This window comes from Alloscardovia criceti DSM 17774 (genome assembly GCF_000376885.1).
Lineage (GTDB): Bacteria > Actinomycetota > Actinomycetes > Actinomycetales > Bifidobacteriaceae > Alloscardovia > Alloscardovia criceti.
In genome coordinates, this window is record NZ_AQXR01000011.1 from 163,494 (window position 1) to 190,018 (window position 26,525).

The following is a 26,525-nucleotide window of genomic DNA, read 5'->3' on the forward strand; positions in this document are numbered from 1 at the left end:
AGGGGGCTTGAGATCACAGTTTCCTGTGGTCGCTGAGTTTCACAAAGCGTGCGTAGTACGGAATGTGCTACGCACGCTTTTGTTTTTGTGTTGTGTTTCGGTGTGACTCTTGGGCGATTTTCTTAAAGCTGGCCGATGGTCTGCTCTTGGGCGTGTTATCCACATTCGTTCACAGGCTCAGAAAAATTTCCGGAGGACGTATCTTCTCTGTCAGTCTTGAAGGGTGAAACACGTACAAGACGATACTCTGCAAAATCTGAGGCATCTGACGGCTCAAGACGGTTTATACAGTCCCGTTTTGAGCCGACATGTGCAAAAGGAGCATCCGACTGCGGTAAAAGCTCAAGCTGTAGTTGCGCGGCGGACTGGGATGACTAAACAGTCTGCGGCTCGGCATGCGAGAGAAACGGTAGTAGATAAGCGGGAACGACGCACTGCCGAGTCGATTTTGCCGCGCATGTTAGGCTCCCCGGCACATAGCGCTTTAGTGATTTTGGTGCTGGTTTTAGCCTTATCCACGAGCCTGACCTTGCTAGTAATTCAAAGCACGGAGCTGGCATCGCTGGCCTCCGCGCAAAGTGAAAACGCTTCAACACAGCCGGTAGAGTCATCACTTTCTGGGGTGACTTCTTCAGCACAAGGTACTCAATCGCAAGCGCCGACCGAAATGCAAACTCACACGGATCCTTCAACGGAGCCTGCGCCTACACTTGAGCAAAGCACGCAGAGTACACAGAACACTCAGGACATACCAAGCGAGCAAAGCCAGCAGGCTCAGGGGATTAATATCAACACCGCTACCGCGGAGGAACTCCAAAACATCCCCGGAGTGGGTCCTGTGATGGCACAGAAAATCCTCGATTACAGAAGCACACATGGTCCCTTTCACAGTGTCGATGATCTGATGGAGGTCAGTGGAATTGGTGCAAAAACCTTAGAAAAGATGCGTGCTCATGTCCGCGCTCAGTAAATACGATTTCAGACTCGCCATTCCCGCGGCATGTGCATGGCTGACCTGCCTGATTGTGCTGAAATTCTACGAATCTGCGGATGCACATGCGCTTAGCAGCACCTGGCTTGTATCTGTGTGCGTTGTGCTGATTGCGGTTGCCACTGTCATGCTTGTTCTGATGGTGTTGCGTGTCGAGGCTATTTCTCAACGGGTTATCGCGAGCGCGCATTACGTATGCGTGTGTTTCTGCGCCGTGCTGTGCTGCATCATCAGCAGTGTGGTGTATAGCGTGGTGGATCGGATGGATATTCATCACAGCGTTTCCCGCACAGGAAGTCAAAACATTGACACAATGGTACGCATCTCTTCTCCTGTTTCTACGACACGGCTGCGTGGTTATAGGTGCAGTGTGCGTGCGGAGAGTGTGAGTATGACCATTGCTGCAGTCAGTCAACGCAGCAGCTTGCCTTTGCGCGTGTATTTTGCGGACCATTCGGCGTGTAATCGAATTCCGGGGGAAAGAGTGCAACTCCATGGACGACTGAGTTACTCGGATTTCGGTCAGGATAAATGGGTGCTGAAAATTGAGGAGGGCTGTGCCTCATGCGTTATTTCTCACGGAGACGTGCCCGCGTTTCAACGCGTCATCCATAGAATCCATCAGTCCTTTTTACAGGTTACGCAAAAACTGGATACGCAAGCGGTGCTGTTAGTGCCTGGCATCACCATGGGAGTGATGGGACAGGATGCTTATATTGCTGAGGATATGCTCAACGCCTCCCAGCCCCTGCAGACTCATGACGTAGCACAACTTCAGCGTTCGGCGGAGAAGATCAAAAATAATTTTCGCACCGCCGGGATTATGCATACACTCGCGGTGTCTGGAGGACACTTTTCGCTCGTCATGGCGGCGGTTATCTGGTGTGCAAAAAGGCGTAAGGCTTCTCGTTATATACTGGCTGTGGCCTTGGGAGTAGCAAATATTCTCGTCTTTTCCGTGATGTTTCCTTCCGATTCGCTCCTGCGTGCCTTCATCATGGTGTTTTTCAGCATCGGATATGTGCTGTGGGGACGAAGGGCGGATTCAGGTGCAATGTTGTGTTGGACTATTATTCTGAGCCTGATTTTCCGTCCTGCTTATGCGCTGAGCATGGGGTACGCCTTGTCCTGTGTTTCCGTTTTAGCTATCTTGCTTTTTTCCGACAGAATTGAAAAGTCCTTGAATCTTGTTCTTCCGCGCTCGCTGGCTCAGGCGTGCGCGGTGACCTTGAGTGCGCAACTTATGACTCTGCCTTTAACAGTGATGCTTCAGCCGCACATTCCGATGTATTCTTTGCTGAGCAATGTGCTGGTGAGTATCCCTATGGATATAGCCACCGTGTTAGGACTTGTAGGTTTGGCGGTAGCGTGGATCTGCGAGCCGGTTGGTCTTCTGATCGTAAGGATGGCAGGCTGGGCTACAGGCATGATGGCATTTATCTGCGAGGGTATACAAAGTCTGCCCTTTGCCAACGTCAGCTGTACAGTCGAAGAATTATGCGTGGGCTATGCAGCTATCGCTGCATTGTCCTATGCAACTTTTCGTTTTCTTCGGCGCAAACAGAAAGAGAATGGACAGAAAGGTGCATTTGAGAAAACCTTTACGGTGCCCTTTAAATTAACGATTTGTACCTGGTGGGCAGAAATACTGCAATTGTTAAGCCGCTGGCAAAAGTAGGATGGAGGCGCGTGTGCAAGAATAGTAGCTGAAACGTGGCGTAACGCATGCGAGCGCGAAATATTACGCCCAAGAAGGAAGCGGATGTCCACGCTGACAAGGAAATTAGAAACATGTCATTAAGCGCAGTGTATGTAGTCAATGGGGGAGACGAGTATATCAATTCGCAAACCCTACACAAGCTTATACACGATATCAGCGTTGAGTTGCCGGATATGGAACGCATGGATGTGGACGCCAGCTCGAGCAGCCCGTACGCCTTTATGGAGGCGGTCAGTCCATCGCTTCTTTCCGACGGCGCCATCGTCTGCGTGGATAATTTAGAAAATGCATCCGAAAAGCTTCTTCAAGCCATGGAGCAGTTTGCAGCTGAGCATAAGAAAAGAAGTGTGGGCGATTCTGTAGTCATTGCCCGCCGCAATCCTGGTCAGAAAGGCACCGGATTCGTCAACCGTTTGAAAAAGCAGGGCGCCAATATCATCGATGTGCGTCAGCTGAAAAACGATAAAGATTACAGATCTTTTATCACAGGCGAATGCGAACGCTACAACCGGTTCATGACACCGGATGCTATAGCCTTACTATCTGGCGCACTCATGGGTAAAACCGGTGAAATTGCGGCCATGTGCGAGCAGCTCTGCATGGATTTTGAGGAGAATCCTATTACCATAGATATGGTTTCGCAGTATATGCTGAACGATCCTCAAGTAACGGGCTTTAATGTGTCTGATAAGGCGATGGCAGGAAATTTTACAGGAGCCATCGTGGATTTGCGCACGGCTGTGACCCAAGGCATGGCGCCTATCGCCATTATTGGCGCTTTAGCATCAAATCTGCGCACCCTAGCCAAGCTTGCCGCAGTAGAATCCGGCCAAGTCAGCCGAGCGGATGTGGGTCTGACTAATAATTGGGTCTACAACAAAGCCAAACGAAATCTGCGCGGCTGGAATTCCGAGGGACTTGCACATGCTATACAAATGTGTGCATGGGCAGACGAACAGTGTAAATCCTCAGGCACGGACCCTCTGTATGCCACAGAAAAACTAATAGAATGTATCTCTTCACATGGTCGAGTAACGGTACAAGGAATGAATAAATGAGCGGTGAAATAACAATTCACGTACCAACAGCCGAGGATATGCACGCCATCGGTCAAACAATTGCACACACACTCCAAGGTGGAGATGTCATCGTCCTCTCTGGTCCTCTCGGAGCTGGCAAAACCACGTTATCTCAAGGAATCGGCAAAGGCTTACATATTGAGGAAGCCGTGGTTTCTCCTACCTTCACCATAGCTCGAGAACTCAACGGTTCATTTGACAACGGTCAGCCTGCACACCTCGTGCACGTTGACGCCTACAGGCTGCCTGGATCTGACAATGATGACGTCATGCTTGATTCTCAGCAGCAGGCAGCTCAAGCCGCAAACCGCTTGCTTGATCAATTGGAATCTTTAGGACTGGACGAAACCCTTGAAGATCCCGATGAAAATACCGTTATTCTCATCGAATGGGGATCGATGATGGCATCCGTCTTATCGGATAGTCGATTGGAAATCGCCATCGACCGTTCGATCGACCATACCACATCAGACAGCAATCAGGATGACGAATTAACCAGTGACGGCATGCGCACACTCACGCTGACGCCGGTGGGTGCTTCGTGGGAAAAGCGTATCGCACATCTTTCAGTCGCGTAACGTGTTGGCGAAGTTTGCAGTCTAGGAACAAGCAGGAAAATACGAGGAAAACATGACATATATTGATGTCGCACACATGGTCCAAGCTCTCCATCTCGGTTTTGATATAGATGCGATTACGCACCTGTATAGCGAGCCGACCCTCGTCATAGACACCTCGTTCGGCGCTACCGTGGGGGTTATCGGGCATAGTCCCTTGTATGAAGCGGATTCGCGCTCGCATGTAGAACTGCTTCAGCCACATATTGCTCAGGTCATTGATGAAGCAGGGCTCCAGCCGCAGGATATCCAGCGTATCGTCGTGGGAACGGGCCCTGCGCCCTTTACAGGTTTGCGTGCCGGAATCGTGGCTGCCCGTGCCCTCGCTTTTTCGACGGGCGCAGAACTCTTGGGCATGAACGTGCTGGAAGTGCAGAGCAATTGGAATCGCTTAGAGCAGGCTAATATGTCTCAGTTTGAGCAGCCGGTGGGCACAATTATCGCACGTCACATCACGTTAGCAGTCAACGATGCGCGGCGTAAGCAGTTGTATTATGCGGCGTATGATGAAGCCGGCAATGAGCTATTGCCTATGAATATCGCCGCCGCTACTGATATTGCGCAAGAACTGCGCACAGTGTGTGATAAGCGTGGATGGTTGGATCCTGATGTGCACGTTGTAGTAGATATTATCGGGCGAGGAGCGCATAAGTATGCTTCTGCGTGGGATATGTTGCCCGTGGGGGAGATTCGTGAGGAATCTGTGCTTCACAACGCGGGGCCGGCGGGATTGGCTATTTTTGCGGCCAGTGCTTTAGCACATCAAGCGAAGGGTGATGATGTATCCACGGATCCGCTGTATTTGCGTCGCCCCGATGTGACCATTCCTGCACCAAATAAGCACGTGCTCGGCCAAACCTCGATTTCCATGAAGGTTGGAGAAGGCGTTGAACACTAGAGCGGTAGAAACTGCTGGAAACCGACCACACAGCGTCGTCCTCGAAAGTCTCGAACTTCCGGCTGTGGCAGAATCGGATATCCAGACTATCACCCAGCTCGAACGCGAATTGTTTTCAGCGGGTGCGTGGAGTGAAGATAGCATTCGTCAAGAATTCACGGCGCCTGATCGTACCTATATCGTCGCCAGAGAGGAAAGCCCGGGCACTATTGTGGGCTATGCAGGCTTATGGTTTGATGGTGTGGATGCGCAGATTATGACGGTTGGTGTGGCTACGGATTATCAAGGACAGCATATTGCCACGCAATTAGTGCAGGCTTTGAAGAACGTAGCCAAGCAGTTGGGTGCCGAACGCGTACTGCTAGAGGTTGCAACGGATAATGCGCCGGCATTGCACGTGTACGAGGCTGCGGGCTTCGAGCGCATGGGTATAAGAAAACGGTATTACCAGCCGGAAAATAAAGATGCGTATACCATGTCTTGTCTGCTCGATGCGCATCAGGGCTCTGAGCGTATACCTGCCGGTTTTGCTCTGCCGGACAATACTGTACACATGAAGAAAAATACGGACGATGAATCCTCATACGGAGAGAATAAATAATGAGTGAACCACTTATTTTAGGAATTGAATCCACCTGTGATGAAACCGCCGCCGCAGTGGTACGAGGCAAAACGCTGGTATCCAATGTCGTAGCATCGTCCATGGAGGAGCATGCACGATACGGTGGCGTTATCCCTGAAATCGCTTCACGTGCCCATGCGGAAACCTTTGTACCTGTGGTGTCCAAGGCTCTTGCGGATGCGGATGTGAACTTGGAAGATATCGACGCGATAGCGGTGTCTGCAGGTCCTGGACTTGCGGGCTGCTTAGCCGTGGGCGTTTCGGGTGCTAAATCTTTGGCATGGGCGGCGCATAAGCCTCTATATGGTATTAACCATGTGATAGGTCATGTGGCCGTCACACAGTTGCAGTTTGGTGATGTGCCAGAAAATACTTTGGCACTCATCGTTTCTGGTGGTCACACGTCCTTGCTGAAAGTCAATGATATCGCTACTGATGTGAGCGTGGTGGGCACGACATTGGACGATGCGGCGGGCGAATGCTTTGATAAGGTGGCGCGTTTGCTGGGGTTTCCATATCCGGGCGGACCTCATATTGACCGTCATGCTCATCTGGGCGATCCGCAGGCCTTAAAAGTGCCTCAAGGATTAGTGCAGGGCAAGGCTGCGGCAGAGCATCCCTATGATTTTAGTTTTTCTGGTGTCAAAACAGCCGTTGCGCGTTGGATTGAAAAGCAAACAGAATTGGGCAATGCCATCAATGTCGACGATGTGTGTGCAGCTTTAGCAGATTCTGTAGCTACCGTTCTTTCACGAAAAACCATGGCGGCCGCTGAAAAATTCGGTTCGAACACGGTTATCGTGGGCGGCGGTTTTAGCGCGAACTCGCAGTTGCGTGAGGCGCTCACACAGGCGGGCCACAAGCATGGCATCGATGTGCGTATTCCAGAACTCAGATTGTGCACAGATAATGGCGCCATGGTTGCTATGCTGGGATCCAATTTGGTGGAGGCCGGTGTAAAACCATCCAGCCCGGATTTTTCGATTGATTCCTCGATGGGGTTGAATCGTATTAGCATGGATTAATTTCGTGCAATTTTCCGTGTAGCAAATACAAGCGCAGAACATAATAAAGTGTTCTGCGCCTATTATTGTGGATATTTTGCATAACATAACAAAAAAGCTCCCACGGTGGGGAGCTTCGCTTGTGCGCCGAACAGGATTCGAACCTGCAACCTTCTGATCCGTAGTCAGATGCTCTAATCCGTTGGGCTATCGGCGCAATGCTTTAAGTCTTAACTTCAAGCAACTTGTATATATTAACCACTTCCCCCCGATATGCGCAACTCGGCGTGTTGCACTTCGTAGGAAGCATAAATGAGCAAATCGTAAAACGCGTACGGTACACTGAAAAAGGAAGATAAGGACGCCATTGCGAGACTCCTGTACTCAATGGGCGTACACCATCTCGGCAATTATTGTATTGCACAGAACAAATGAACATAGGCTAGACCAGAGTAGGAGATTCATGCCTTCCCAGCATTCCCCAAACACGACACCTCAGAAAAACAAGCAGAAAAATAATGTGCTGCACAAACTTTCACGCGCGGTGAGTATTGCGTCTTCAGATCGTGTTTCCGGATTGATTATGCTGGCCTTCGCCATTGTCGGCTTTGCTATAGCGAATTTTCACGGCACCTTTGAAGGTTTTGAGGCACTCAAAAATACGGTGCTCACCATTCCGTTCCTCGACCTCCATTTGAGCGTCGATGCATGGGTACAAGACGGCATGCTGACCATTTTCTTCTTAGCTGTGGGTTTGGAATTAAAACAGGAAATAACGCACGGTTCCTTATCTGATATCAAAGCTGCTGCTGTGCCGATTTTCGCAGCTATGGGGGGTATGGCAATTCCTGCCTTACTCTTTACAGGCACGATTATGGCGTGGCCATTCTTGAGCGGATCGGACACGATTATGGCCGATGGCAAGGCATTCTCCATTGGGGAAGTGGCTCAAGGTTGGGCTGTGCCGACTGCTACAGATATCGCGTTTTCGCTGACGGTTTTGGCCATTTTTGCGCGTACCCTGCCTACGGCGCTGCGAGCTTTCTTGCTGACGCTGGCTACGGTGGATGATTTATTGGGCATCGTTATCATCGCGATTTTCTACTCGGATTTGAACGATATCTGGTGGGTGTTGGGCATTGTCGGCGCTGCGGCGGTATGGGCGTGGAGTGTACGTCGTAAAGAAGTGCCATGGCTACTGGCGATTGTGGCCTTCCTCGCTTTGTGGTACAGCATGCATGAGCTCGGCATTCACCCAACCTTGAGTGGCGTGATTGCCGGCCTGCTGACTCCAGCAGGCGAGCTTTTCGATGAGGAAGAAAGCCGCGTGGAGCGCTATAACAATAAAATTTCGCCGTATTCTTCACTGCTTGCGCTCCCTATTTTTGCGCTATTTGCCACGGGCGTGCACTTCGACAAGCTCAGTTTCGAACTTTTCACCTCTCCGGTTGTGCTAGGTATCATCCTCGCACTCGTGATCGGTAAGCCGTTAGGCATTCTTGGCTCGACGTGGATTGCCACACATCTGTCATCGTTTACGTTGGCCGACGATTTACGTGTGCGTGATATTGTGCCAATTTCCTTGGCATGCGGCATTGGCTTTACGGTGGCGTTCCTCATTGCTTCCCTCGCGTATGATCAGCCGCAGCTGAGCAACGAAGCCCGTTTTGGAGTACTCATCGCTTCGCTCGTATCCGCTATCCTTGCGGCTCTTGCGTTGACTTATCAATCTCGAAGATTTGATTCCGACAAAAAGTAAAAGAAAGAAGTAAACATGCGTTATACCCCAGAGTTTGATGCTGATATCGAATCCATGTCAGGTGCGCAGGTGCGTGATCCAAGTGATCTGCATCGTTTGGAATTCATTCGCGAAGAATTCCGTGTCGGTTTTAATCTCTTGCATGATCTCGGCCCAGCAATTTGCGTGTTCGGTTCAGCTAGAACTCCTGAGGGGACTCAAGAGTACGAAGACGGTAGAAAAATCGGCGAACTTCTCGCAAATAAAGGGTATGCGGTTATTACCGGTGGCGGCCCAGGATCGATGGAAGCAGCCAATCGTGGAGCGTATGAGGCTGGCGGCACATCCGTGGGTGTGGGCGTACAATTGCCCCACGAGCAGGGTATTAATCCGTATGTGAATCTATCTATGGAATGTCACTACTTCTTTACTCGAAAAACCATGTTTATGCGCTACTCCGATGGTTTGATTGTGTTGCCCGGTGGAATGGGCACTTTGGATGAGCTTTTTGAGGCTCAAACCTTGGTGCAAACACATAAAACGCCAGCGCGCACTATCGTGCTCTATGGTTCTGCGTATTGGGGTGGTCTGCTGGATTGGCTGCGCAATACGGTCGCGCATGAAGGCAAAATCAAGTATGAAGATTTGAATCGGTTTATCGTCACCGATGATGCCGAGGAAGCCGTACGCATCGTGACACGCAGCGTGCGTAGAGTAAAAACGCGCGAAATGTAAAAACTTACAGCTATAGAAAACGGTACTGAAACTCACATCTCAGTACCGTTTTTGATTGCCTTTTGATTGACCCTGCGTGATGAATATGCACAGTAAACGCGCCTAGGTCTCGAGCAAAAAGTTAATGTGCGATGGCGTAGAGAAGACCCGTGCCTATGGAGAGGAGGGTTGCATCATAATCCTCGCTTTGCATCAGGGCAGTAATAATCTCACGCAGAACCACGGCTTTTTCACTACGGTCTGCAGGGTTAGGCACGCCTCCCTGATTTTTCGGAGCTGACATGGCCATAGCATCTGTGAGAATAAGCAAACCATTCGAGCGGAGCAAACGCTGTGCGTGATCAAAAGCCGCAGTGTAATTTTCCGCTTCAGCTGCCACGACAATCAGATCATAATCGTGCGCATTCAGTCGCTGCACAAACTGCGAGGCCTGAGCATCCACACTTCTCATCTTCGTACGTGTACTCGGCAGGGAGTCAAAAATAGTGCGCGTAGCATCAGCAGACTCTGCAGAAGAGGTGACTACTGTCAGCTGTCCTGCATTGTTCATCCCGGAAACCAAGGCAGGGATTTCGATGCCACTTTCTGATCCTAAAACTAAAACAGTTTGCGCTTGAATGAGTCGGGCCTGAAGCGTCAGAAACTGAGCCTGCGAACTCGAAGCAATGGCCTCATTGTGAGAACCATTGAGATAAGCATTGCGCAATCTTTTGGAAGTTGCCGAATCAAAATCTGCGCTGGTTTCTTCGATGAAAGTCCATGCTTGAGCGATATGAGAGTATGTTGTGCTATTCATACGCTTCATTGTATCTTTAATCTATGAGTTCACACACGCAAGATAGCCATCTTTCTTCCGAGCAGAATTCTTCAGCAAGCTTCTCGCAGCGCGTCTATGAGGTTGTTCGGCGCATCCCTCGAGGAAAAGTTGCTACCTACGGCCAAATTGCCAGCCTTATCGGCTCTCCGAGAAGTTCGAGGTTTGTGGGTTTCGCCTTGCATTCCAATCCTGAACCGGGCGTCATACCTTGTCATCGCGTGGTCTTTAAATCTGGAGCCTTAGCGCCAGGCTTTGCTTTTGGTGGTCCAGACCGACAGTATTTGCTTTTGAAAGAGGAAGGTGTTGCGTTTGTGGAGCACGATGGGCAGCTCAGGGCGGATTTGAAACACTGCCAGTGGCAGGCTTAGATGCAGCAAGTGGATCATGAGACGCATGACACACATCGCTTAAATCCGTGGCAGACACCAGAAGCGTAGCCTTACCGTCGTAAATCAGTCGGTTACATCCCGTGTTGTGGACGGTATTAATATTTCCCGGTGCCGCTACCACGAGCCGATTAAGCTCAGCAGCCCAGGTCGCCGTATTCAAAGCCCCCGATCTTGCTTGGGCTTGCGAAATAATCACAACCGATCCCAGGGCTGCAATTAAACGATTCCGATGCAGAAAGCGGTAGGGCTCGGGTGTCGTATTGGGTGCAAGCTCGCTGATAATAGCTCCCTGAGTTTGGATAATGCGGTCAAAGAGCGTGGAATTGCGTGCAGGACCTATATAATTCAATCCGCCTGCCATAACTGCTATGGTTTTGCCAGCATCTTCTATGCAATCGGCTGCAGCCAGAGCTCCCCAGTGTGCCGCAGCATCCGCGCCTAGTGCTCCACCAGAAATAACCGTATGCCCATGGATGGCAGCATACTTTCCGCACTGGAAGGCCACCTGACGGCCATACGCATCCACCGCTCGCGAACCCACAATGCTGATGGGCTCAGGGCAGGAGACTAAAGCGTTCATATCTCCCAAACCCCACAGACACAGTGGTGGCTGAGACTGCGTGTGCAGTGGCAAATCAAAAAGCTGCCGAGGCCAGTAGCTACTAGTGGAGTCAATAATCCAGTACCGGTAATTATTTGTGAGAGCGCTGGCTAAGGATACTAAGCTCATACGCGCGTAACCTTCGAGTGCCTGTGCCCACTGAGTGACGGATTTTTTGACCAGTCGTTCCAGCTCCTCTCCGGTATAGGCGACCATCACACATTCGATAATGTCTGAGATATCGGGAAGACAGTGACACTTTTGGTAGTGCACACTTATGTTTTGCAATCGTTGCAGCAGTGTAATAACGTCACCGCCCGCAAAGTGGGAGGCGAGAAAATACATCACCTCGTCCGAGCCTCGAGCTGCGAATGTCAATGTCGCTTTGGCTACGGCTGTATCTGTGGGCTTATCCATTATGAAACTCCCGGAAGAAAGAGGACACGAGCATGCATAACTTCATCGATGCCGGGCTGAGCTTTTCCTAGGATATCGCTGACGGACCAGGCGATACGCAGTATTTTTGTCGCCCCGCGCATCGTTATCTCTTCGTTTTCCAGCCATTTGTTTATCTGCGAGGTGACAGTGGCGGCAGACGCGTGCAGCAGCCAGTCGGAGCTGGCATGCGCGTTGGTAGACCAGTGCAGGCCTTGGAATCGGCGCGCTGCCCGTTCGCGAGCTAGGCGCACGTTGTCACGCATATGTGCCGAATCCCAATGCGCATGATCACCCCATAGGGGACTATATGCATCGGAGGATGCATTTTGTGTTTTCAAAGAATGCACCGCGTTGACATCTATTTTGATATCGATGCGATCTTGAATGGGTTTTGAAATGCGTTGGCGGTGTCGACGAATTTCAGACGGTGTGCAGGTGCACTGGCCATCTGGACTCCAGAGCAGTCCACAAGGACACGGATTTTGCGCTAAAACCAGCTGAAATTGAGCGGGATAAGACACAGATTCTTTCGCACGGGAAATCTTGATATAGCCGTCTTCTAAAGGCGTACGCAGTGCTTGAAGTACTTGCCGTTGGAATTCAGGCGCTTCATCGAGGAAAAGCACACCATGATGGGCGAGCGACATTGCGCCCGGTTTGACACCTCCAGGTGAAGAACCACCTACGAGGGCGTGGAGACTGGCATTATGATGTACGGAAATAAAGGGAGCACGCTGAGCCAGCGGCAGGCGTACATCAGCCCCTGCACAAGAGTGGATAAACGCAATTTCGCGGGCCTCATGCTCGCTAAGTTCGGGCAGGATACTGGGCAGTCGTTGTGCCAGCATGGATTTTCCAGCACCGGGAGGTCCCTGAAGAAGCAGATGATGCGCTCCGGCTGCAGCGATTTGCATACACCATTTCGCATCCTCCTGTCCGATAATATCCTGGTAGTCCAATGCTTTCGTAGAATGGGCTTCCTTCGCGGTTAGTCCGGCCAAAGATGTGCGTGTTTGACTTTCAGTGTCTTTCGTTCTCGGAGTTCCCGAAATGGTCGAGTGTGCTGGTGGGGAGTGCTTGAGAGGGCCTACAATCTGCGGTGGTGTGCCCAACAAAGTCATGAATTCCTGAATATTATGTACCCCAATGACCTCCATATCGGAGACGATGCGCGCTTGGCTGAGATTTGCATGAGGCAGGATAATGCGCGATATGCCTTGCGATTGGGCATACATCACGATGGGTAAAACGGCGTTTATAGGAAGCACAGAGCCGTCGATGCCCAGCTCTCCCATGACAACGGTGTCGTCCAATAGGGAAGGGTTGACATAATCCAAAGCGCTGAGCAGGCTCGCGGCTATGCTCAAATCGTATTGCGATCCGCGCTTCGTTACCAAAGCAGGGGATAGATTCACCGTGATGCGGCCATGCGGCCATTGCATTGCAGTGTTTTTGCAGGCAGATCTCACACGTTCACGTGCTTGCAGAAGTACGCTATCTTTGCTGCCAATAATTGAAAAATGCGGCAATCCGTTAGTGATAAAACTCTGCACCGCTACCAAATCCGTGTGCATACCATTGACGGCTACCGCCAAAATATTTCCCACATGCATTAGAGAATTCTCCTCACATGTGTTAATTTCTGCACTTTTCCCTGCTTGACCAGTATGCCTATGCCATCGAAGCGCACCAGTTGAGGCGTATTCGTATGATGCTGAGCCATCCAGGATAACGCGGATTTACGCATATGCGCACACTTCAGCGGCGTTATAGCCTCTAAAGGGTCGCCATACTCGAATGAGCTGCGTGTTTTGACCTCGATGAAGACGAGAATGGGTGGATCTTCTGTGTGCTGTGCAGGGCATATCGCCACTGCATCGATTTCACCAAAACGGCATCGCCAATTGCGATCGAGGATACTCCACCCGAGTTCAGTCATATACTGACAGGCATAATCTTCGCCGATTTGCCCGAGGAGATCGGAGGAATTGCGAGGAGGAAGGGAAGCGAGTTGTGTTGTATTCATATATCCAGTGCACCATGACAAGACACAGCTCACAGAATTAATCTGACCTTGTTAGCAAATGTGAATAACCGTGTCGAAATGCACTTTTCGTCCATACCTTAGGTTCGAAAACTTTGCATAAAAAATGCAGCAGAGCTCACACCCTGCTGCATATCGTACAGACGCTTAAAAGTCAAGCGTCATCAGTGCTCACCTTTAAGCTACAAGTCCAGTCAATTCAGACAAAACTAGTTCAAAGCTGACGCCACGCTCCTCAAAGTGAGGCTGGTTTCTCGTAGAGACCATAGCCTTGCGCACAAATTCACCAGCAATGTGTGCCGCCTCATCCAAAGGCTTTCCAGCCAGCACAGCACCACTCAAAGCTGAGGCAAAGGCGTCACCTGTTCCGTGAATCATGTATGGCAACTTGTCGTGCACGAGCTCGATCTTACCTGCAGAACGTGTGTCTTCAGACGCTACAAAGTTACGCAACTTGCCATCCTGACGATCGATGCCCTTCAAAACCACGTTGTGAGCACCCAAATCCAGCAACGCATCAAGAATCTCGTTAACCTTCGCATCGTCCACATTCTGAGTTGGATACTCGCTGTCGGTTAAAATCGAAGCCTCAGTCAAGTTTGGCATCAGCACATCCGCACCCACAGCCAAACGCTTTGTAGCATCGCACAATTCCTGCGTATAGGTTGGGTACATCTTTCCACCATCACCCATCACAGGATCTACAAGATGCAAAGCCTGAGGATATTCCTTATAGAGACGTTCTACAAGGTCCACTTGTGCAGGAGAACCCAAGAAACCGGAGTATACGGCATCCAGTTCCACGTTTTCTTCCTTCCACGCATCCAAATATCCGGACAAAATATCGGTGGTGTCATGGAAGGTGTAGGTCTTATACATTGTATGAGCCGAAAACAGTGCCGTTGGCACAGGGCACACATCGCAGCCAGCCGCAGAAAGAATAGGGATTGCCGCCGTCAACGAGCACTTGCCGTAGCCGCACATATCATGCACGGCTGCAACGCGTGGAATGTACTCGGGATTTCGCTGATACAGGACCTTGCTATTTGTCATATTAACCTCTCAAAATAAAAATTCACATATGTGAACATGTAACCCCACACTAGCGCAGGGAAAAAACTTTTCCAAACACTGTATTACTTCGTAAACCGTGAATTTTCAAAGCTCGATAAAGCGCTATAAACAATAGTGATAATCAAAGGTGCGTGTTTCCACAAATCAGGTCGTACAGTGGGGAGTAATCGTTGACAGTTTCAACGAAATAGACGTCGAAAAAACTTAAATAATCCGCACGCACAAATGAATTCGAGGGTAATCATGGCAGACAATGCGTATCATTTTGAAACACTCCAGCTTCACGTAGGACAGGAACAGGCAGACCCAGCAAGCGACTCGCGCGCTGTGCCGATTTATCAGACCACCTCATATGTATTCCATGATTTTGATCATGCAGAGGCGCGCTTCGGGCTCCAAGATCCGGGCAATATTTATGGACGACTCACAAATTCCACGCAGGATGTGTTTGAAAAGCGTATCGCCGCATTAGAGGGTGGCACAGCCGCGCTCGCAGTGGCGTCCGGTGCTTCTGCAGTCTTCTATGCTGTGCGCAATATTACGGAGCAGGGAGACCATATCGTAGCCGCAAATACCATTTATGGGGGTACGTACAATCTGCTCGCACACACGCTTCCTCGTGACGGCGTGACCACCACATTCGTGGACCCTTCTGATCCACAGAATTTTGAGGATGCCATTCAAGACAACACCAAGTTAGTATTCTTTGAAACCTTCGGAAATCCGAATTCGGATCTGGTGGATTTTGAAGCAATTTCGCAGATTGCTCACAACCATAACATTCCTGTGATCGTCGATAATACGTTTGCAACGCCGTATCTATTCCGCCCATTCGAGCATGGTGCCGATATTGTGGTACATTCTGCCACCAAGTTCATCGGTGGACACGGCACTACACTGGGCGGTGTCATCGTGGAGGGCGGTAAGTTTGACTGGGCTGCCGTACCTGGAAAATTCCCAACTCTGACCACTCCAGATAACAGCTATCACGGTTTGAACTTCTATGAGGCCTTGGGCGGAGCTGCTTTTGTCACTCGCATTCGTGCCATTATTTTGCGCGATACGGGTGCCGCAATTTCACCATTCAATGCGTGGATTTTGCTTCAAGGCACAGAGACTTTGTCCTTGCGCGTGGAGCGCCATGTAGAAAATGCATTGAAAGTAGTGGAATATCTGCAAAGCGTCCCAGAAGTGGAGTCCGTCAGCCATCCAAGCATCGAGGGGCGCAAGGATCACGCGCTGTATCTGAAATATTTCCCACAGGGTGCGGGTTCTATTTTCACCTTCGATATCAAGGGTGGCAAGGATGCAGCTCGCGTCTTCATCAACAATTTGAAGCTCTTTAGCCTGCTGGCGAATGTGGCTGATGTGAAGAGCTTGGTCGTGCATCCTGCTTCTACCACGCATTCTCAGGAAAGCGAGGAGGAGCTCCAGTCGCAGGGCATTTCGCAGTCCACCATCCGTTTGTCCATCGGTACCGAGCATATTGACGATATTATCGCGGATCTGAATGCGGGTTTCGAAGCCGTGCGCAAGGCGGGACTCGCATAAATTCTAAAAATTGAGCCATAAAATTTCAGGGCGGTAGATGGTATGCACATCTGCGGCCCTGAACTTGTTCCTGTGTCGTTAAGTATTAAAAGGTTCGTTTATGGGTTGAGCAGCGAATCCAAATAATCTTGAGCCAGTACGTAAGCTGCTCCAATAATCGCTTGGTCAGGATTGCACGCACTTTTGATGACATTAGGGTTTTTCGCCTCATTTAAGGTTTTCAATTCTGTCAACAGCATGCTCGGTGCCAGCGCGCGCACACGGGAACGTAACTCGGAAATATCCGAACTATCCAAGTATTGGGCCACCTCGCCGCCCACAATAACCGGCACCTGCACAACCATGCGAATATTGTGAATCAACAGTGCTAAATAATCGAGATACGTATTAAAAACCTTCGTATGCGTGTAATCGCTGTCACGCACATGATTCATAAATCTCCACACCGTCGAATCATGGATGCCCGAGGATTTCAGCAGAGCCTGCGCGCTGCAATACAACTGAGCGCACCCATACTGGCCACACTCGCACTGGGGAATATCATCGCCTAAAGCGTGAGGGAAAAGTGTGGTGTGCTCTACAAAACTGGAATTTTTCACATATCGTCCGCCGCGGATAAAGGCGCTACTCATGGTGGAATTCAGATACAAGCATGCCGCCTCTTTAAGCTGTGGCTGGAAGAGGGTTTCTGCAGCTGCCTGAGCTAGCGGCTCTCGCATAATACGCACCGGATAGCTCATGCGAGACTCAATGGTCTCACGAATTCGATTTTCGCTAGAATCATCCAAAGCCGCATGAGGTGCCACGATGACACCAATACCGCGCAAATGCCGTGTATCAATGGCACTGGTTGCGATAAACGATTCTATTGCCATCGCCAAGCCATCGTAAAAACCCGCAGCCTTAAAATCATCTAAATTGAGCGAATCGCGCGAGACAATATCGCCCCGAAGATTTGTGGCAATCACATGAACCGTGCGTTTGCGTACCAGCACCCCGATGCAAATACACCGCGAATATGCAAAAGAATAGGCGTCCTTTTTGCGTCCACCAGTGGAATCAAAAACGCCCTGCGTTTGCGTCACATACCGCAATTCCTGCAAACGTTTCAGCGCTGAGGCAATCGTTGGCATGCTCACGGACAATTTTTCTGCCAAACCCGCGCGTGAAATACCTTCATTAGTAATAATCGTGCGCAAAACAGCATGCTCAGTTCGACTCAGACGCTTGGAATTCATACCAAGACTTTAGCATGTGGCATACAAAAGAGGGTCTTGTTTTTGGTCCTGCTGAAGACCGAGCTCATCCGTTCTCATGCATGCGAGGCAGTGGCACATTCGGATGATATTTATGAAGTAACGCATTTTCGTAAGCATACGACACAATATGCTGGCGATTCGAAGCATTAATTTTGAACATAATGCTCTTGATATGAGACTTCACTGTATCGATGGAAATATGAAGATTACTAGCCACTTGCTTATTGGAGAAGCCCTCCGCAATTTGCAAAATCACATCGCGCTCGCGATGGGTGAGCTTGCCAAATTCATAATCCTCCACACAGTCATCCCTCTTGGGTGGTTTCTGCCCCAAAGTCTGACTTTCGGAGCCTTCGGGACGGTTGTGCACATCCGCGATCATGGCAAATAACGTGTGCGAATCCGTATCTTTGAGCAGGAATTCAGAGGCGCCAAAGTTCAGCGCATGATGACGCAGCTGAGGAGTACAGGTATCGTTGAGGATAATCACTTTGGTACGTGGATACTCGGCGCGAATGATGCGCGTGGCTTCCAGGCCGTCCATAGTGGGCATATGGATATCCATAAGGACCACATCCGGCTTTAAACGACGCGTGGCTTCGATGGCATCTAAGCCGTTGAATGCGCTGGCGACGACGGTAAAATCATCCTGACTCGATATGAGATTCGAAATCATTTCATTGATAAGATTTTGGTCATCAGCAACAACAATGCGTATCAATTGCTTCTCAAACTCTGTCACAACACTAAAAATATCTACTTCTCGTTTTTGGCGACACCACCCAAATGGGTGATATTCTTTTTCTATTTGCACAGATTCTTTTTGTGCAGGGTATACAGTAAATCAAAACGAGTAGTCATTATCTTTTGTGCGTCTAAGACACGCGAATTTTGTAGGCGTGTCCGGCGTGTGCTGTGGGGTAGAGAGTGAAGAATTAATCCTCCTTCAGTGGAGCTGTGGAGTCACGTTCGATGAGCACCGTTGGTAAAATGGCGCGCTGCGGCGTGTAATCTTGAGGATTTTCATGACTTTTCACGATCATCTGCAAGGCTGCCTGAGCCATATCCTCGATGGGCTGACGAACGGTGGTTAATTGCGGACTAAGATACTGAGCAGTTTGAATATCGTCAAAACCGACGACCGATAATTCCTCAGGAATGGAAATATTGAGCTGGCGCGCAGCTTCATAAATGCCCATACACTGCAAATCGCTGGAACCGAAAATTGCCGTTGGTCGATGATTTGGATCCTTTAGAAGCTTCAAGGCAACCTGTAAAGCCCCATCCACCGTAAAATCGCCCTCATCGGTAAATGCGGGATTGTACTCGATATCGGCCTCGGCAAGAGCGGCCTTATAACCATCAAATCGCGCGCGCGAGCAGAGCATGGTGTGCGGTCCGGTGATAATACCGATATCTTTGTGTCCTTGTGCGATGAGATAACGTGTGGCTGTGAGTCCGCCATTCCAGTCGTCAGCTTGCACGGAAGAATCCTGTGAATTCGGGTTGCCTGCAGGATCGAGAATGACATAGGGGATGTGGTGCTCATCCAAGCGTTTATGTTCTTCATTCGTCAGCTTCGAAAATACCAGAATGACACCATGTGGTGAACGTCGAATGACGCCATCGATCCAGCTTGCATCCGGATGTGAGCGGTTTCCGCTTTCGGTGGTAATAACGCTTAATCCTAAGGATTTTGCGGCATTAAGCACGCCGCGAAGCACTTCGAGGCTCCATACCGTATCGAAAGATTGAAGCACAACCTCGATGTACTCACTTTGAGTGGAGGGGTTATTTCTACGGACATAATGATTGTCGATGAGTGCCTGTGCGATGATTTCACGCGTTTGAGAAGCTACGTCGCTTCTCCCATTGAGTACTTTTGACACGGTGGCTAGCGAAAAGCCTGTTTCTAGCGCAATATCTGAGAGCTGCTTCCTGCGTGTTGGTTCTGCCGGTTTCATGTTCCCTCCTTTTCTTGAGTGTATCATATTTTCGAAAGTTTCGAAAATATGATACACGTTCTATTGATATTCCGTTTATTATCAAGGCTTTGAAATGCATGAGATTCGTCATCATATCAAAGAGTTAATTCGACGAATTGACTAAGTATTTCTTCCTTGATAATATCATAATGTCGAAAATAAAAGATATACTTTCGATAAGAAAGTTTAGATTGGATGCGCGAAGTGGCGTAAATGATAGAAATATCAATGAGAAAGATATCGAAACTTTCGAAAATGTTTACCTAGGTAAATAGGTGAGGAGAAAAACAATGAAGTTCAAGCAAATTGCTGCAGCTGGATTAGCAGTTGCTACGCTCATCGGTATTGCTGGTTGTGGTAGCAGCTCAAATACCACTGCAGATGGCAAAACAGAAATCGTGATTTGGCATAATTCCACCACTGGTGATGGAAAGCAGTACTGGACCGATGCCGCAGCAGACTATATGAAGGCAAATCCAGACGTATCTATCAAAATTGAAGCCATTCAAAATGAAGATCTCGATGGAAAGCTTCAAACAGCTTTGCAAGATCCGGACTCCGCGCCAGATATCTTCCTGAGTCGTGGTGGTCAAAAGCTTCAGGATATGGTCGAAGCGGGCCAAGTCATGGATATAACAGACAAGCTGGATAGCGACGTTAAAACTCAAATGAAAACAGCGCTCACCTCTCAGACGGTAGATGGCCAAGTTTATGGAATGCCACTGTCTGTGCTCCCAGGCGGTATGTGGTATTCCAAGGACCTCTTCGCACAAGCGGGGATTACGCAAACGCCTACCACGTGGGATGAGTTTACCGACGCCGTGGCTAAGCTGAAGGATGCAGGCATTACGCCAATTGCTTTGGGTGGCAAGGATGCATGGCCAGCTGCACACTGGTATTACTGGTTTGCTCTGCGTGAGTGCTCTGCCTCTGCGTTCTCTAAGGCGCAGACCGAAAAGAATTTTGATGATGCATGCTGGACCCGTGCAGGCGAAGATGTGCAAAAGCTCAAGGATTTGGATGCGTTTAATGATGGCTATCTCACCACTCCAGCTCAGCAGGGTGCAAATTCTTCGGCTGGTTTGATTGCGAACCATATGGCTGCTATGGAGCTTATGGGTGGCTGGGATCCAGGTGTGATCCGCGACCTGACTCCAGATAAGAAGGACTTGGCAGATCTTGGTTACTTTGCATTCCCTACAATTGATGGTGGTGAAGGCGACCCAACGGCCATTATGGGTGGTGCAGATGCTATGTCCGTCAGCTCGAGCGCTCCAGAGCAGGCTGTCGATTTCTTGAACTTCATTGCGCAAAAGGAGTATCAGGAAAAGTATGCATCCGCATTTTCGACCATTCCTGCATCTGAAGAAGCCCAGGAAGCAGTGACAAACTCCGCTTTGTTGGAAGTGCTTCCGGTATATAAGAAGGCTAGCACTGTTTCTTTGTGGCTCGACACCGTGCTCGGACAAAATATCGGAAATGCGTTGAATGAAGGTGTAGTAAACCTTCTGGCAGATAAGGGCACCGCTCAAGACATTATCAAGAATGTTGAAGACGCTGCCAAGAAGGGCTAAGCCCATATTCACGAGTTGGCAGTTGTTCAACTCTGGCATAAAAACATATCCAAATTTTTCCCTATCAGGGGAGAGATGTGGTGATGAGCCATATCTGAACCAGCCTCGCCCCTGATAGAGATCTCCATTAACACAGGTACCACACGCATTGCCTTGACCGTGAGGTCATCCATCGGCATCTGCGTTATCTCCAGTAGTTGCTTGGGTAATGCGTGTGGATCCCACTCATCGGTGTCGAAAAAGACTCGAAAGGAAGTCTGAAATGAGCAGTGTACAAACTGTGTCAGCGAATACCAGTTCGTCCCGAATCAGACGTAAAGATAAAATTCAAAAAAATATCGAGATTGCAGTTCTGTCTGTTCCTGCTCTCATCATGTTCCTAGGTTTTGTCATTTTGCCGGTATTCATGGCAGCCTATTACGGATTCTTTAAATGGAAAGGCTATGGAAAGCCTGAAGTTAATGGAACATTCATCGGCTTGCAAAATTATGCCGTAATCCTGCAAGATCCAAACTTCCAAGAAGCTTTTATGCACACCATGATGGTGGTGGTTGCTTCCTTGATTATTCAAGGACCATTGGCAATTCTTTTTTCGCTACTTCTCAATCAAAAGTTTAAGGGACGTGCACTGATTCGTACCCTCATCTTCGTGCCATACGTAGTATCCGAAGTTATTGTGGGTACCGGTTGGTCCTTGATGCTTCAAACCAGTGGAGCTGTCAATGCAGTGCTCAAGAGTTGGGGCATTCCAGGAGCGGATTGGATTTCTGATCCAAAAATAGCGTTCTGGACACTGATGATGATTATCACTTGGAAGTACATAGGATTTGCTGTCATCTTAATGATTGCCGGTATGCAGTCCATACCTGAAGAACTGTATGAAGCTGCGCGCGTCGACGGCGCCGGTTTCTGGCAGCAGCACTGGAGCATCACCCTTCCGCTCCTTGCGCCAACTATCCGTATTTGGGCATTTATGTCGATTATTGGTTCGTTGCAGCTTTTCGACTTGGTATACATCATTTGGGGACAATACGTATCCTCCACAGCCGGTACATCCACAATGGCAACGTACATGGTTCGCGAAGGACGACTTGCAAATAATTACGGTTATGGTTCTGCAGTAGCGGTAGTCATCTTCGTTATTTCTCTAGTTATCGCCTTAACCTACCAGCACTTTGTCTTAAACCGCGATCTTGAAGGTGCGATAACGACGAAGAAGTCCGCACGCAAGTCACAGAAGAATACTAACGTTCAAGGAGCTGAGTGATATGTCTATACGCACACGGCACACTAAAAACCCGGATGGCATCCGCAGGTCACAGAAAACACCATGGGGACATCCTGTTGTTTATTTATTGTCTTTAATTCTTGTACTGATTTGCATTATTCCGGTTGTGTACATCATAATCGGCGGATTTAGAACGAATTCACAGATTACGCGCGATCCTGCGGGTTTGCCGAATCCATGGAATTTTGAGAACTACAAAACCGTTTTTACCTCCAATATTTTCTGGTCGGAACTGGTGAATTCGTTGATTGTCAGCGTTGCCACCATGGTAGGCATCGTAGTGCTCAGCCTTATGGTCAGCTTTGTGCTTGCGCGCTATGAGTTCAAGTCCCGAAATCTCATGTATTCACTGTTTGCGGCGGGCATGATGTTCCCTATTACCGTTGCAATCACGCCTTTGTACTTGCTGTTGAAGAATTTGCACTTAGTAAATTCTCACTTGGGCATTATTCTTCCGCAAATCGCCTTTGGCCTTCCGCAGGCCATCATCATTCTTGTACCGTTCCTTCAATCTATTCCAAAATCTTTGGAAGAAGCGGCGCTGATCGATGGTACCTCACGACTGGGCTTCTTCTTTAGAATGGTTTTGCCGTTGAGCTGGCCAGGCGTGGCAACCGTGGGCATTCTTGCCTTTGTCGCTAGCTGGAATGCGTATATGCTTCCGCTGTTCCTGCTCAATGATTCGAGCAAGTATACGCTGCCATTAGGCGTGCAAATGTTTAGTTCCCAGCATTCGGTGGATACTGCACAAGTGCTTGCTTTCACCGCTTTGAGTATGATTCCGGCTTTGATTTGCTTCACCATATTCCAAAAGAAGATTGTGGGTGGTCTTGCTGGAGCGGTCAAGGGTTAATCAGCAAAATCACGTACTATACACAACTTTCGGAAGGCTCAACTTCTCCCCCACGAGCCTTCCGACCATCTACCTACGTTTAGCTATGCTGCTGACGTTGTTCGCAGGAGAATGATATGAAGATTGTCAATCCAGTTCTTCCAGGTTTCAATGCAGACCCTTCGATTATCCGAGTAGGGCAGACCTACTATATTGCAAACTCTACTTTTGAATGGTTCCCAGGCGTACGCCTTCACGAATCTCAAGATCTCGTGCACTGGAATCTGTTGCCAAGCCCGATTAATCGGACCTCGCAGATTGATATGCGCGGCGTGCCTTCATCGGGCGGCGTGTGGGCTCCAGATTTGAGCTACGCGGATGGCAAGTTTTGGCTGATTTACTCCAATATTGTTATGGTCAACGGTGCTTTTAAGGATGGCACGAATTATCTGATTACAGCAGAGGATATCCGCGGACCTTGGTCAGAGCCAATTCAGCTGAATAATACAGGCTTCGATCCTTCACTTTTCCATGATGACGATGGGCGTAAATACCTTGTACAGCAAACGTGGGATTTTAGAGAGTATCGCCATGCTTTTGACGGCATTACACTCACCGAGTTTGATACCTCTACGATGACGCTGAAGCCGGAAACGGCTCGCACCATTTGGAATGGTACCGAGGCGAAACTAGTAGAAGGACCGCACTTGTATAAGCGCAACGGTTACTACTATTTGTTTGCGGCTGAGGGCGGTACCGTGTATACGCATCGCGAATCGGTGGCGCGTTCCACGAGCCTAGATGAACTTAGTTTCGAGTCCATGCCAAGCAATCCCTTTATCAGCAATTTCGATACGCCAGAATCCTATTTGCAAAAGCAGGGACATGGAGCTTTAGTGGATACGCCATCGGGGCAGTGGTATTACGCCTCCTTGTGTGGCCGACCTTGGCATCACGATATAGAACCGGCATATGATCCACGCGGTTGGTGCACCTTGGGGCGCGAAACCTCCATCCAGCAAGTGGAATGGGATGAGGATGGCTGGCCATACATTGTGGGTGGTCATGGAGGGTTAACTGAGGTGGATGCTCCGGTGGATGCTATCGAAACAGTAGCGCCTGAAAACCATAATCAGCACGATGAGTTCGAAAGCAATTGTCTCGATATCAATTGGAATACTTTGCGTGTGCCTTTTACAGAGGCTATGGGCGAAGTGGGCAATGGGCGCTTGGTACTCACCGGTCAAGGCTCATTGCGCAATCTCTTTGATCTTTCGCTCATCGCAAGGCGCTGGCAAGCCTTCAATTTCGATGCCCAAGTACGTGTAAAATTCGACCCACACACCTACCGTGCAATGGCAGGACTTACGCAGTATTACAACGATTTATGCTGGTCGTGGGTGTACATCACATGGGATGAGAAGCGTAAAAAGAGAGTTATCGAAGTCGCACAAAATGATTTCGACAATTACACGAGTTTCCTCCAAGACAAAGCCATTGTCATCCCTGATGGGGTAGAAGAGGTGTGGCTCAAATCCAAGGTACGCACGCAGTATTACACCTACGAGTATTCGTTTGATGGCGAGCAATGGCACGAAATTCCAGTGAAGCTGGATGCGAAAATACTGTCCGATGATTATGTCAACCAACGCTATGGCGGATTCTTTACAGGTGCCTTTGTGGGCTTGGCTTGCGTGGATGTCTCCGGATACGGTCAGCAGGCAGAATTCAGAAGCTTCGACTACACCGAGCTTGATGAAATAGTGCTGGATTAAGTAGTGTTTGACTAAATGATGCTTGTCTAAATTGAGCTCGACTTGCTAGCAAGAACCTCTCGTACACCCCTGGCACGGAAGACTACACTCTTCCGTGCCTTTTACTTGCAGAACGCTAAAGTGGAGTTATGACTGAAATTGCACATTATTATGTACCGGGTCTAAGCGTTGAAGATCATAGCATCGACGTTCCTCTCGTATGGAATTGGGCGGATGGACAGCAGCGCTGGGAAGATGACAGTTTCGATGGCGAAAAACTGCATCTGTTTTATCGCGTCGTCACGTCTGCGGAAAATGCGAAGCGTGACCTTCCACTCCTCTTATATTTACAAGGCGGACCAGGCGGCATGGGTCCTCGTCCGATGAGCCTAGAATCCATTCCATGGATAGCTGAGGCTGCAAAGCACTTTAGAATTGTGCTGTTTGATCAGCGTGGGACCGGTCGTTCTTCGCGTATTGATTCTTCTGTAATCCGCCGTCGAGGTCAATCTGCGCGCGAAACCGCGGATTTCTTGAAGCATTTCCTCGCCGACTCCATTATTCGCGATTGCGAATTCTTACGTCTACAGGCGTTCAGTGGAGCGAAATGGGCTACATTAGGCCAGAGTTACGGCGGATTCTTAACGATGACCTACCTGTCACTTTTTCCACAGGCTATCCACGCTTCATTTGTGACGGGTGGCATCCCGCATATTCCTATGAATCCGCGGGAAGTTTACGAACACACGGTGCCGCGCATGGCACGCAAAACCCGGCAATATTATGCGCGCTATCCACAAGATGAGCAGCGCGTTGCGCATATTGCCGATATCTTAAGCTCAGGCGAAATCCAGCTACCCAATGGAGATCCTGCTAGCGTGCGCAGACTGCAAATGCTGGGCGGAGATTTCGGTATGAAACCAAGCTTTGAACGCATGCATTGGACCGTGGATACGGCTCTCAATGACGGTGCGCTCGCGGACGGATTCCTCATGGAATTATTTAGACGCACCACCTCTTACGGCAGTGAGTTGTACTGGGTTTTGCAGGAATTCATCTATGCAAACGAAGATACGGAGCCTATTAATTGGGCTGCAAACCAAGTGTTGCGCACTACGCCTGAATTCGATGAATCCGCGCGACCTGTCATGCTCATTGGCGAGGCTGCGCTGCCTGAAATTTTCGCAGAAGACAGCGCGCTTAAGGTCTTTAAGCCGGCCATGGATCTGCTCATGCAAGACACACATTGGGGCAAGATCTATGATGTGGACCAGCTGAAGCGCAATGACATTCCACTGCATGCGGCCGTGTACTTTGACGACATGTATGTGGATTCTTCTTTGCAATTAGACACCTTGTCCCGCATCGGCAATGCTCAGGCGTGGGTGACGAATGAGTTCGAGCATGATGGCGTGCGCAGTGGCGATGTTTTTGCTCATCTGTATGAGGAGGCGCTCAGCTTGGGTCATTTAGAAGGCTTATACTAATGCACAATTTTTGCGCGAAAAGCTAAGA

At 49.4% G+C, this 26,525-nt stretch carries 24 protein-coding genes and 1 tRNA gene; 16 read left to right on the forward strand and 9 right to left on the reverse strand.

Annotation, left to right across the window (positions count from 1 at the left end; genetic code table 11):
* Positions 1-370 precede the first annotated feature (370 nt).
* The 7 genes from D570_RS0106080 to tsaD all read left to right on the forward strand — a co-directional run bounded on the left by D570_RS0106080 (position 371) and on the right by tsaD (position 6,952).
* Positions 371-970, forward strand: a complete 600-nt coding sequence (locus tag D570_RS0106080) for a ComEA family DNA-binding protein (RefSeq protein ID WP_018143503.1) — start codon at positions 371-373, stop codon at positions 968-970.
* A complete protein-coding gene (locus D570_RS0106085; protein WP_018143504.1) occupies positions 954-2,669 on the forward strand; it encodes a ComEC/Rec2 family competence protein in 1,716 nt (571 codons plus the stop codon). The genes D570_RS0106080 and D570_RS0106085 overlap by 17 nt, the downstream gene beginning before the upstream one ends.
* A gap of 113 nt (positions 2,670-2,782) precedes the next feature.
* Positions 2,783-3,769, forward strand: a complete 987-nt coding sequence (gene holA / locus D570_RS0106090; protein WP_018143505.1) for a DNA polymerase III subunit delta — start codon at positions 2,783-2,785, stop codon at positions 3,767-3,769.
* On the forward strand, positions 3,766-4,368 hold the full coding sequence (gene tsaE / locus D570_RS0106095) for a tRNA (adenosine(37)-N6)-threonylcarbamoyltransferase complex ATPase subunit type 1 TsaE (protein WP_018143506.1): 603 nt from the start codon (positions 3,766-3,768) through the stop codon (positions 4,366-4,368). Before holA ends, tsaE begins: the two co-directional genes overlap by 4 nt.
* Positions 4,369-4,420: 52 nt before the next feature.
* On the forward strand, positions 4,421-5,305 hold the full coding sequence (gene tsaB, locus D570_RS08650) for a tRNA (adenosine(37)-N6)-threonylcarbamoyltransferase complex dimerization subunit type 1 TsaB (RefSeq protein WP_018143507.1): 885 nt from the start codon (positions 4,421-4,423) through the stop codon (positions 5,303-5,305).
* On the forward strand, positions 5,295-5,906 hold the full coding sequence (gene rimI, locus D570_RS0106105; RefSeq protein ID WP_018143508.1) for a ribosomal protein S18-alanine N-acetyltransferase: 612 nt from the start codon (positions 5,295-5,297) through the stop codon (positions 5,904-5,906). The genes tsaB and rimI overlap by 11 nt, the downstream gene beginning before the upstream one ends.
* Positions 5,906-6,952, forward strand: coding sequence for a tRNA (adenosine(37)-N6)-threonylcarbamoyltransferase complex transferase subunit TsaD (gene tsaD, locus D570_RS0106110; RefSeq protein ID WP_018143509.1), 1,047 nt, complete (start codon positions 5,906-5,908; stop codon positions 6,950-6,952). The genes rimI and tsaD overlap by 1 nt, the downstream gene beginning before the upstream one ends.
* Positions 6,953-7,074: 122 nt before the next feature.
* Here tsaD and D570_RS0106115 read toward each other — a convergent pair.
* Positions 7,075-7,148, reverse strand: a tRNA-Arg gene (locus D570_RS0106115).
* Positions 7,149-7,394: 246 nt separating this feature from the next.
* On the opposite strand from D570_RS0106115, the gene D570_RS0106120 reads away from it, so the two are divergent.
* On the forward strand, positions 7,395-8,690 hold the full coding sequence (locus D570_RS0106120) for a Na+/H+ antiporter NhaA (RefSeq protein ID WP_018143510.1): 1,296 nt from the start codon (positions 7,395-7,397) through the stop codon (positions 8,688-8,690).
* 15 nt (positions 8,691-8,705) lie between these two features.
* Positions 8,706-9,404 (forward strand): LOG family protein, encoded by a 699-nt coding sequence (locus tag D570_RS0106125; RefSeq protein WP_018143511.1) that lies wholly within the window; start codon positions 8,706-8,708, stop codon positions 9,402-9,404.
* Between the two features lie 121 nt (positions 9,405-9,525).
* Here D570_RS0106125 and D570_RS0106130 read toward each other — a convergent pair whose 3' ends face one another.
* Positions 9,526-10,200, reverse strand: coding sequence for an O-methyltransferase (locus tag D570_RS0106130; protein ID WP_026181933.1), 675 nt, complete (start codon positions 10,198-10,200; stop codon positions 9,526-9,528).
* Positions 10,201-10,223: 23 nt separating this feature from the next.
* On the opposite strand from D570_RS0106130, the gene D570_RS09340 reads away from it, so the two are divergent.
* Entirely contained in the window at positions 10,224-10,589 is a 366-nt protein-coding gene (locus tag D570_RS09340) for an MGMT family protein (protein ID WP_083907414.1), read from the forward strand.
* On the opposite strand, the gene D570_RS08655 is transcribed toward D570_RS09340, so the two are convergent.
* The 4 genes from D570_RS08655 to D570_RS0106150 form a co-directional block, all read right to left on the reverse strand.
* Entirely contained in the window at positions 10,552-11,628 is a 1,077-nt protein-coding gene (locus D570_RS08655; protein ID WP_018143513.1) for a DNA processing protein DprA, read from the reverse strand. The genes D570_RS09340 and D570_RS08655 overlap by 38 nt on opposite strands.
* Positions 11,628-13,262: a YifB family Mg chelatase-like AAA ATPase gene (locus D570_RS0106140; RefSeq protein ID WP_018143514.1), complete on the reverse strand. Its 1,635-nt coding sequence runs from the start codon at positions 13,260-13,262 to the stop codon at positions 11,628-11,630. Before D570_RS0106140 ends, D570_RS08655 begins: the two co-directional genes overlap by 1 nt.
* Entirely contained in the window at positions 13,262-13,675 is a 414-nt protein-coding gene (locus tag D570_RS0106145; RefSeq protein ID WP_018143515.1) for a YraN family protein, read from the reverse strand. The genes D570_RS0106140 and D570_RS0106145 overlap by 1 nt, the downstream gene beginning before the upstream one ends.
* A gap of 195 nt (positions 13,676-13,870) precedes the next feature.
* Positions 13,871-14,746, reverse strand: coding sequence for a pyridoxamine kinase (locus D570_RS0106150; RefSeq protein ID WP_018143516.1), 876 nt, complete (start codon positions 14,744-14,746; stop codon positions 13,871-13,873).
* A 264-nt stretch (positions 14,747-15,010) separates the two neighbouring features.
* On the opposite strand from D570_RS0106150, the gene D570_RS0106155 reads away from it, so the two are divergent.
* Entirely contained in the window at positions 15,011-16,318 is a 1,308-nt protein-coding gene (locus tag D570_RS0106155; protein ID WP_018143517.1) for an O-acetylhomoserine aminocarboxypropyltransferase/cysteine synthase family protein, read from the forward strand.
* 98 nt (positions 16,319-16,416) lie between these two features.
* Here the strand turns inward: D570_RS0106155 and D570_RS0106160 are convergent, their stop codons facing one another.
* The 3 genes from D570_RS0106160 to D570_RS0106170 all read right to left on the reverse strand — a co-directional run bounded on the left by D570_RS0106160 (position 16,417) and on the right by D570_RS0106170 (position 19,541).
* A complete protein-coding gene (locus tag D570_RS0106160; protein ID WP_018143518.1) occupies positions 16,417-17,556 on the reverse strand; it encodes an ROK family transcriptional regulator in 1,140 nt (379 codons plus the stop codon).
* A gap of 64 nt (positions 17,557-17,620) precedes the next feature.
* On the reverse strand, positions 17,621-18,319 hold the full coding sequence (locus D570_RS08660; protein ID WP_018143519.1) for a response regulator transcription factor: 699 nt from the start codon (positions 18,317-18,319) through the stop codon (positions 17,621-17,623).
* Positions 18,320-18,512: 193 nt separating this feature from the next.
* Positions 18,513-19,541, reverse strand: a complete 1,029-nt coding sequence (locus D570_RS0106170) for a LacI family DNA-binding transcriptional regulator (RefSeq protein WP_018143520.1) — start codon at positions 19,539-19,541, stop codon at positions 18,513-18,515.
* A gap of 311 nt (positions 19,542-19,852) precedes the next feature.
* Here D570_RS0106170 and D570_RS0106180 point away from each other — a divergent pair, with 311 nt between their 5' ends.
* From D570_RS0106180 to D570_RS0106205, 5 genes are all read left to right on the forward strand, one after another.
* The gene (locus D570_RS0106180) at positions 19,853-21,136 is read left to right on the forward strand and encodes an ABC transporter substrate-binding protein (protein WP_018143522.1); all 1,284 of its coding nucleotides are present in this window, start codon (positions 19,853-19,855) and stop codon (positions 21,134-21,136) included.
* Between the two features lie 262 nt (positions 21,137-21,398).
* Complete coding sequence (locus tag D570_RS0106190; protein ID WP_018143524.1) at positions 21,399-22,403, forward strand: carbohydrate ABC transporter permease; 1,005 nt, start codon at positions 21,399-21,401, stop codon at positions 22,401-22,403.
* A 1-nt stretch (position 22,404) separates the two neighbouring features.
* Positions 22,405-23,277 (forward strand): carbohydrate ABC transporter permease, encoded by an 873-nt coding sequence (locus tag D570_RS0106195; protein WP_018143525.1) that lies wholly within the window; start codon positions 22,405-22,407, stop codon positions 23,275-23,277.
* Between the two features lie 116 nt (positions 23,278-23,393).
* Positions 23,394-25,031, forward strand: coding sequence for a glycoside hydrolase family 43 protein (locus D570_RS0106200; RefSeq protein ID WP_018143526.1), 1,638 nt, complete (start codon positions 23,394-23,396; stop codon positions 25,029-25,031).
* Positions 25,032-25,159: 128 nt separating this feature from the next.
* Positions 25,160-26,497 (forward strand): alpha/beta fold hydrolase, encoded by a 1,338-nt coding sequence (locus D570_RS0106205; protein WP_018143527.1) that lies wholly within the window; start codon positions 25,160-25,162, stop codon positions 26,495-26,497.
* The last annotated feature ends 28 nt before the right edge of the window (positions 26,498-26,525 follow it).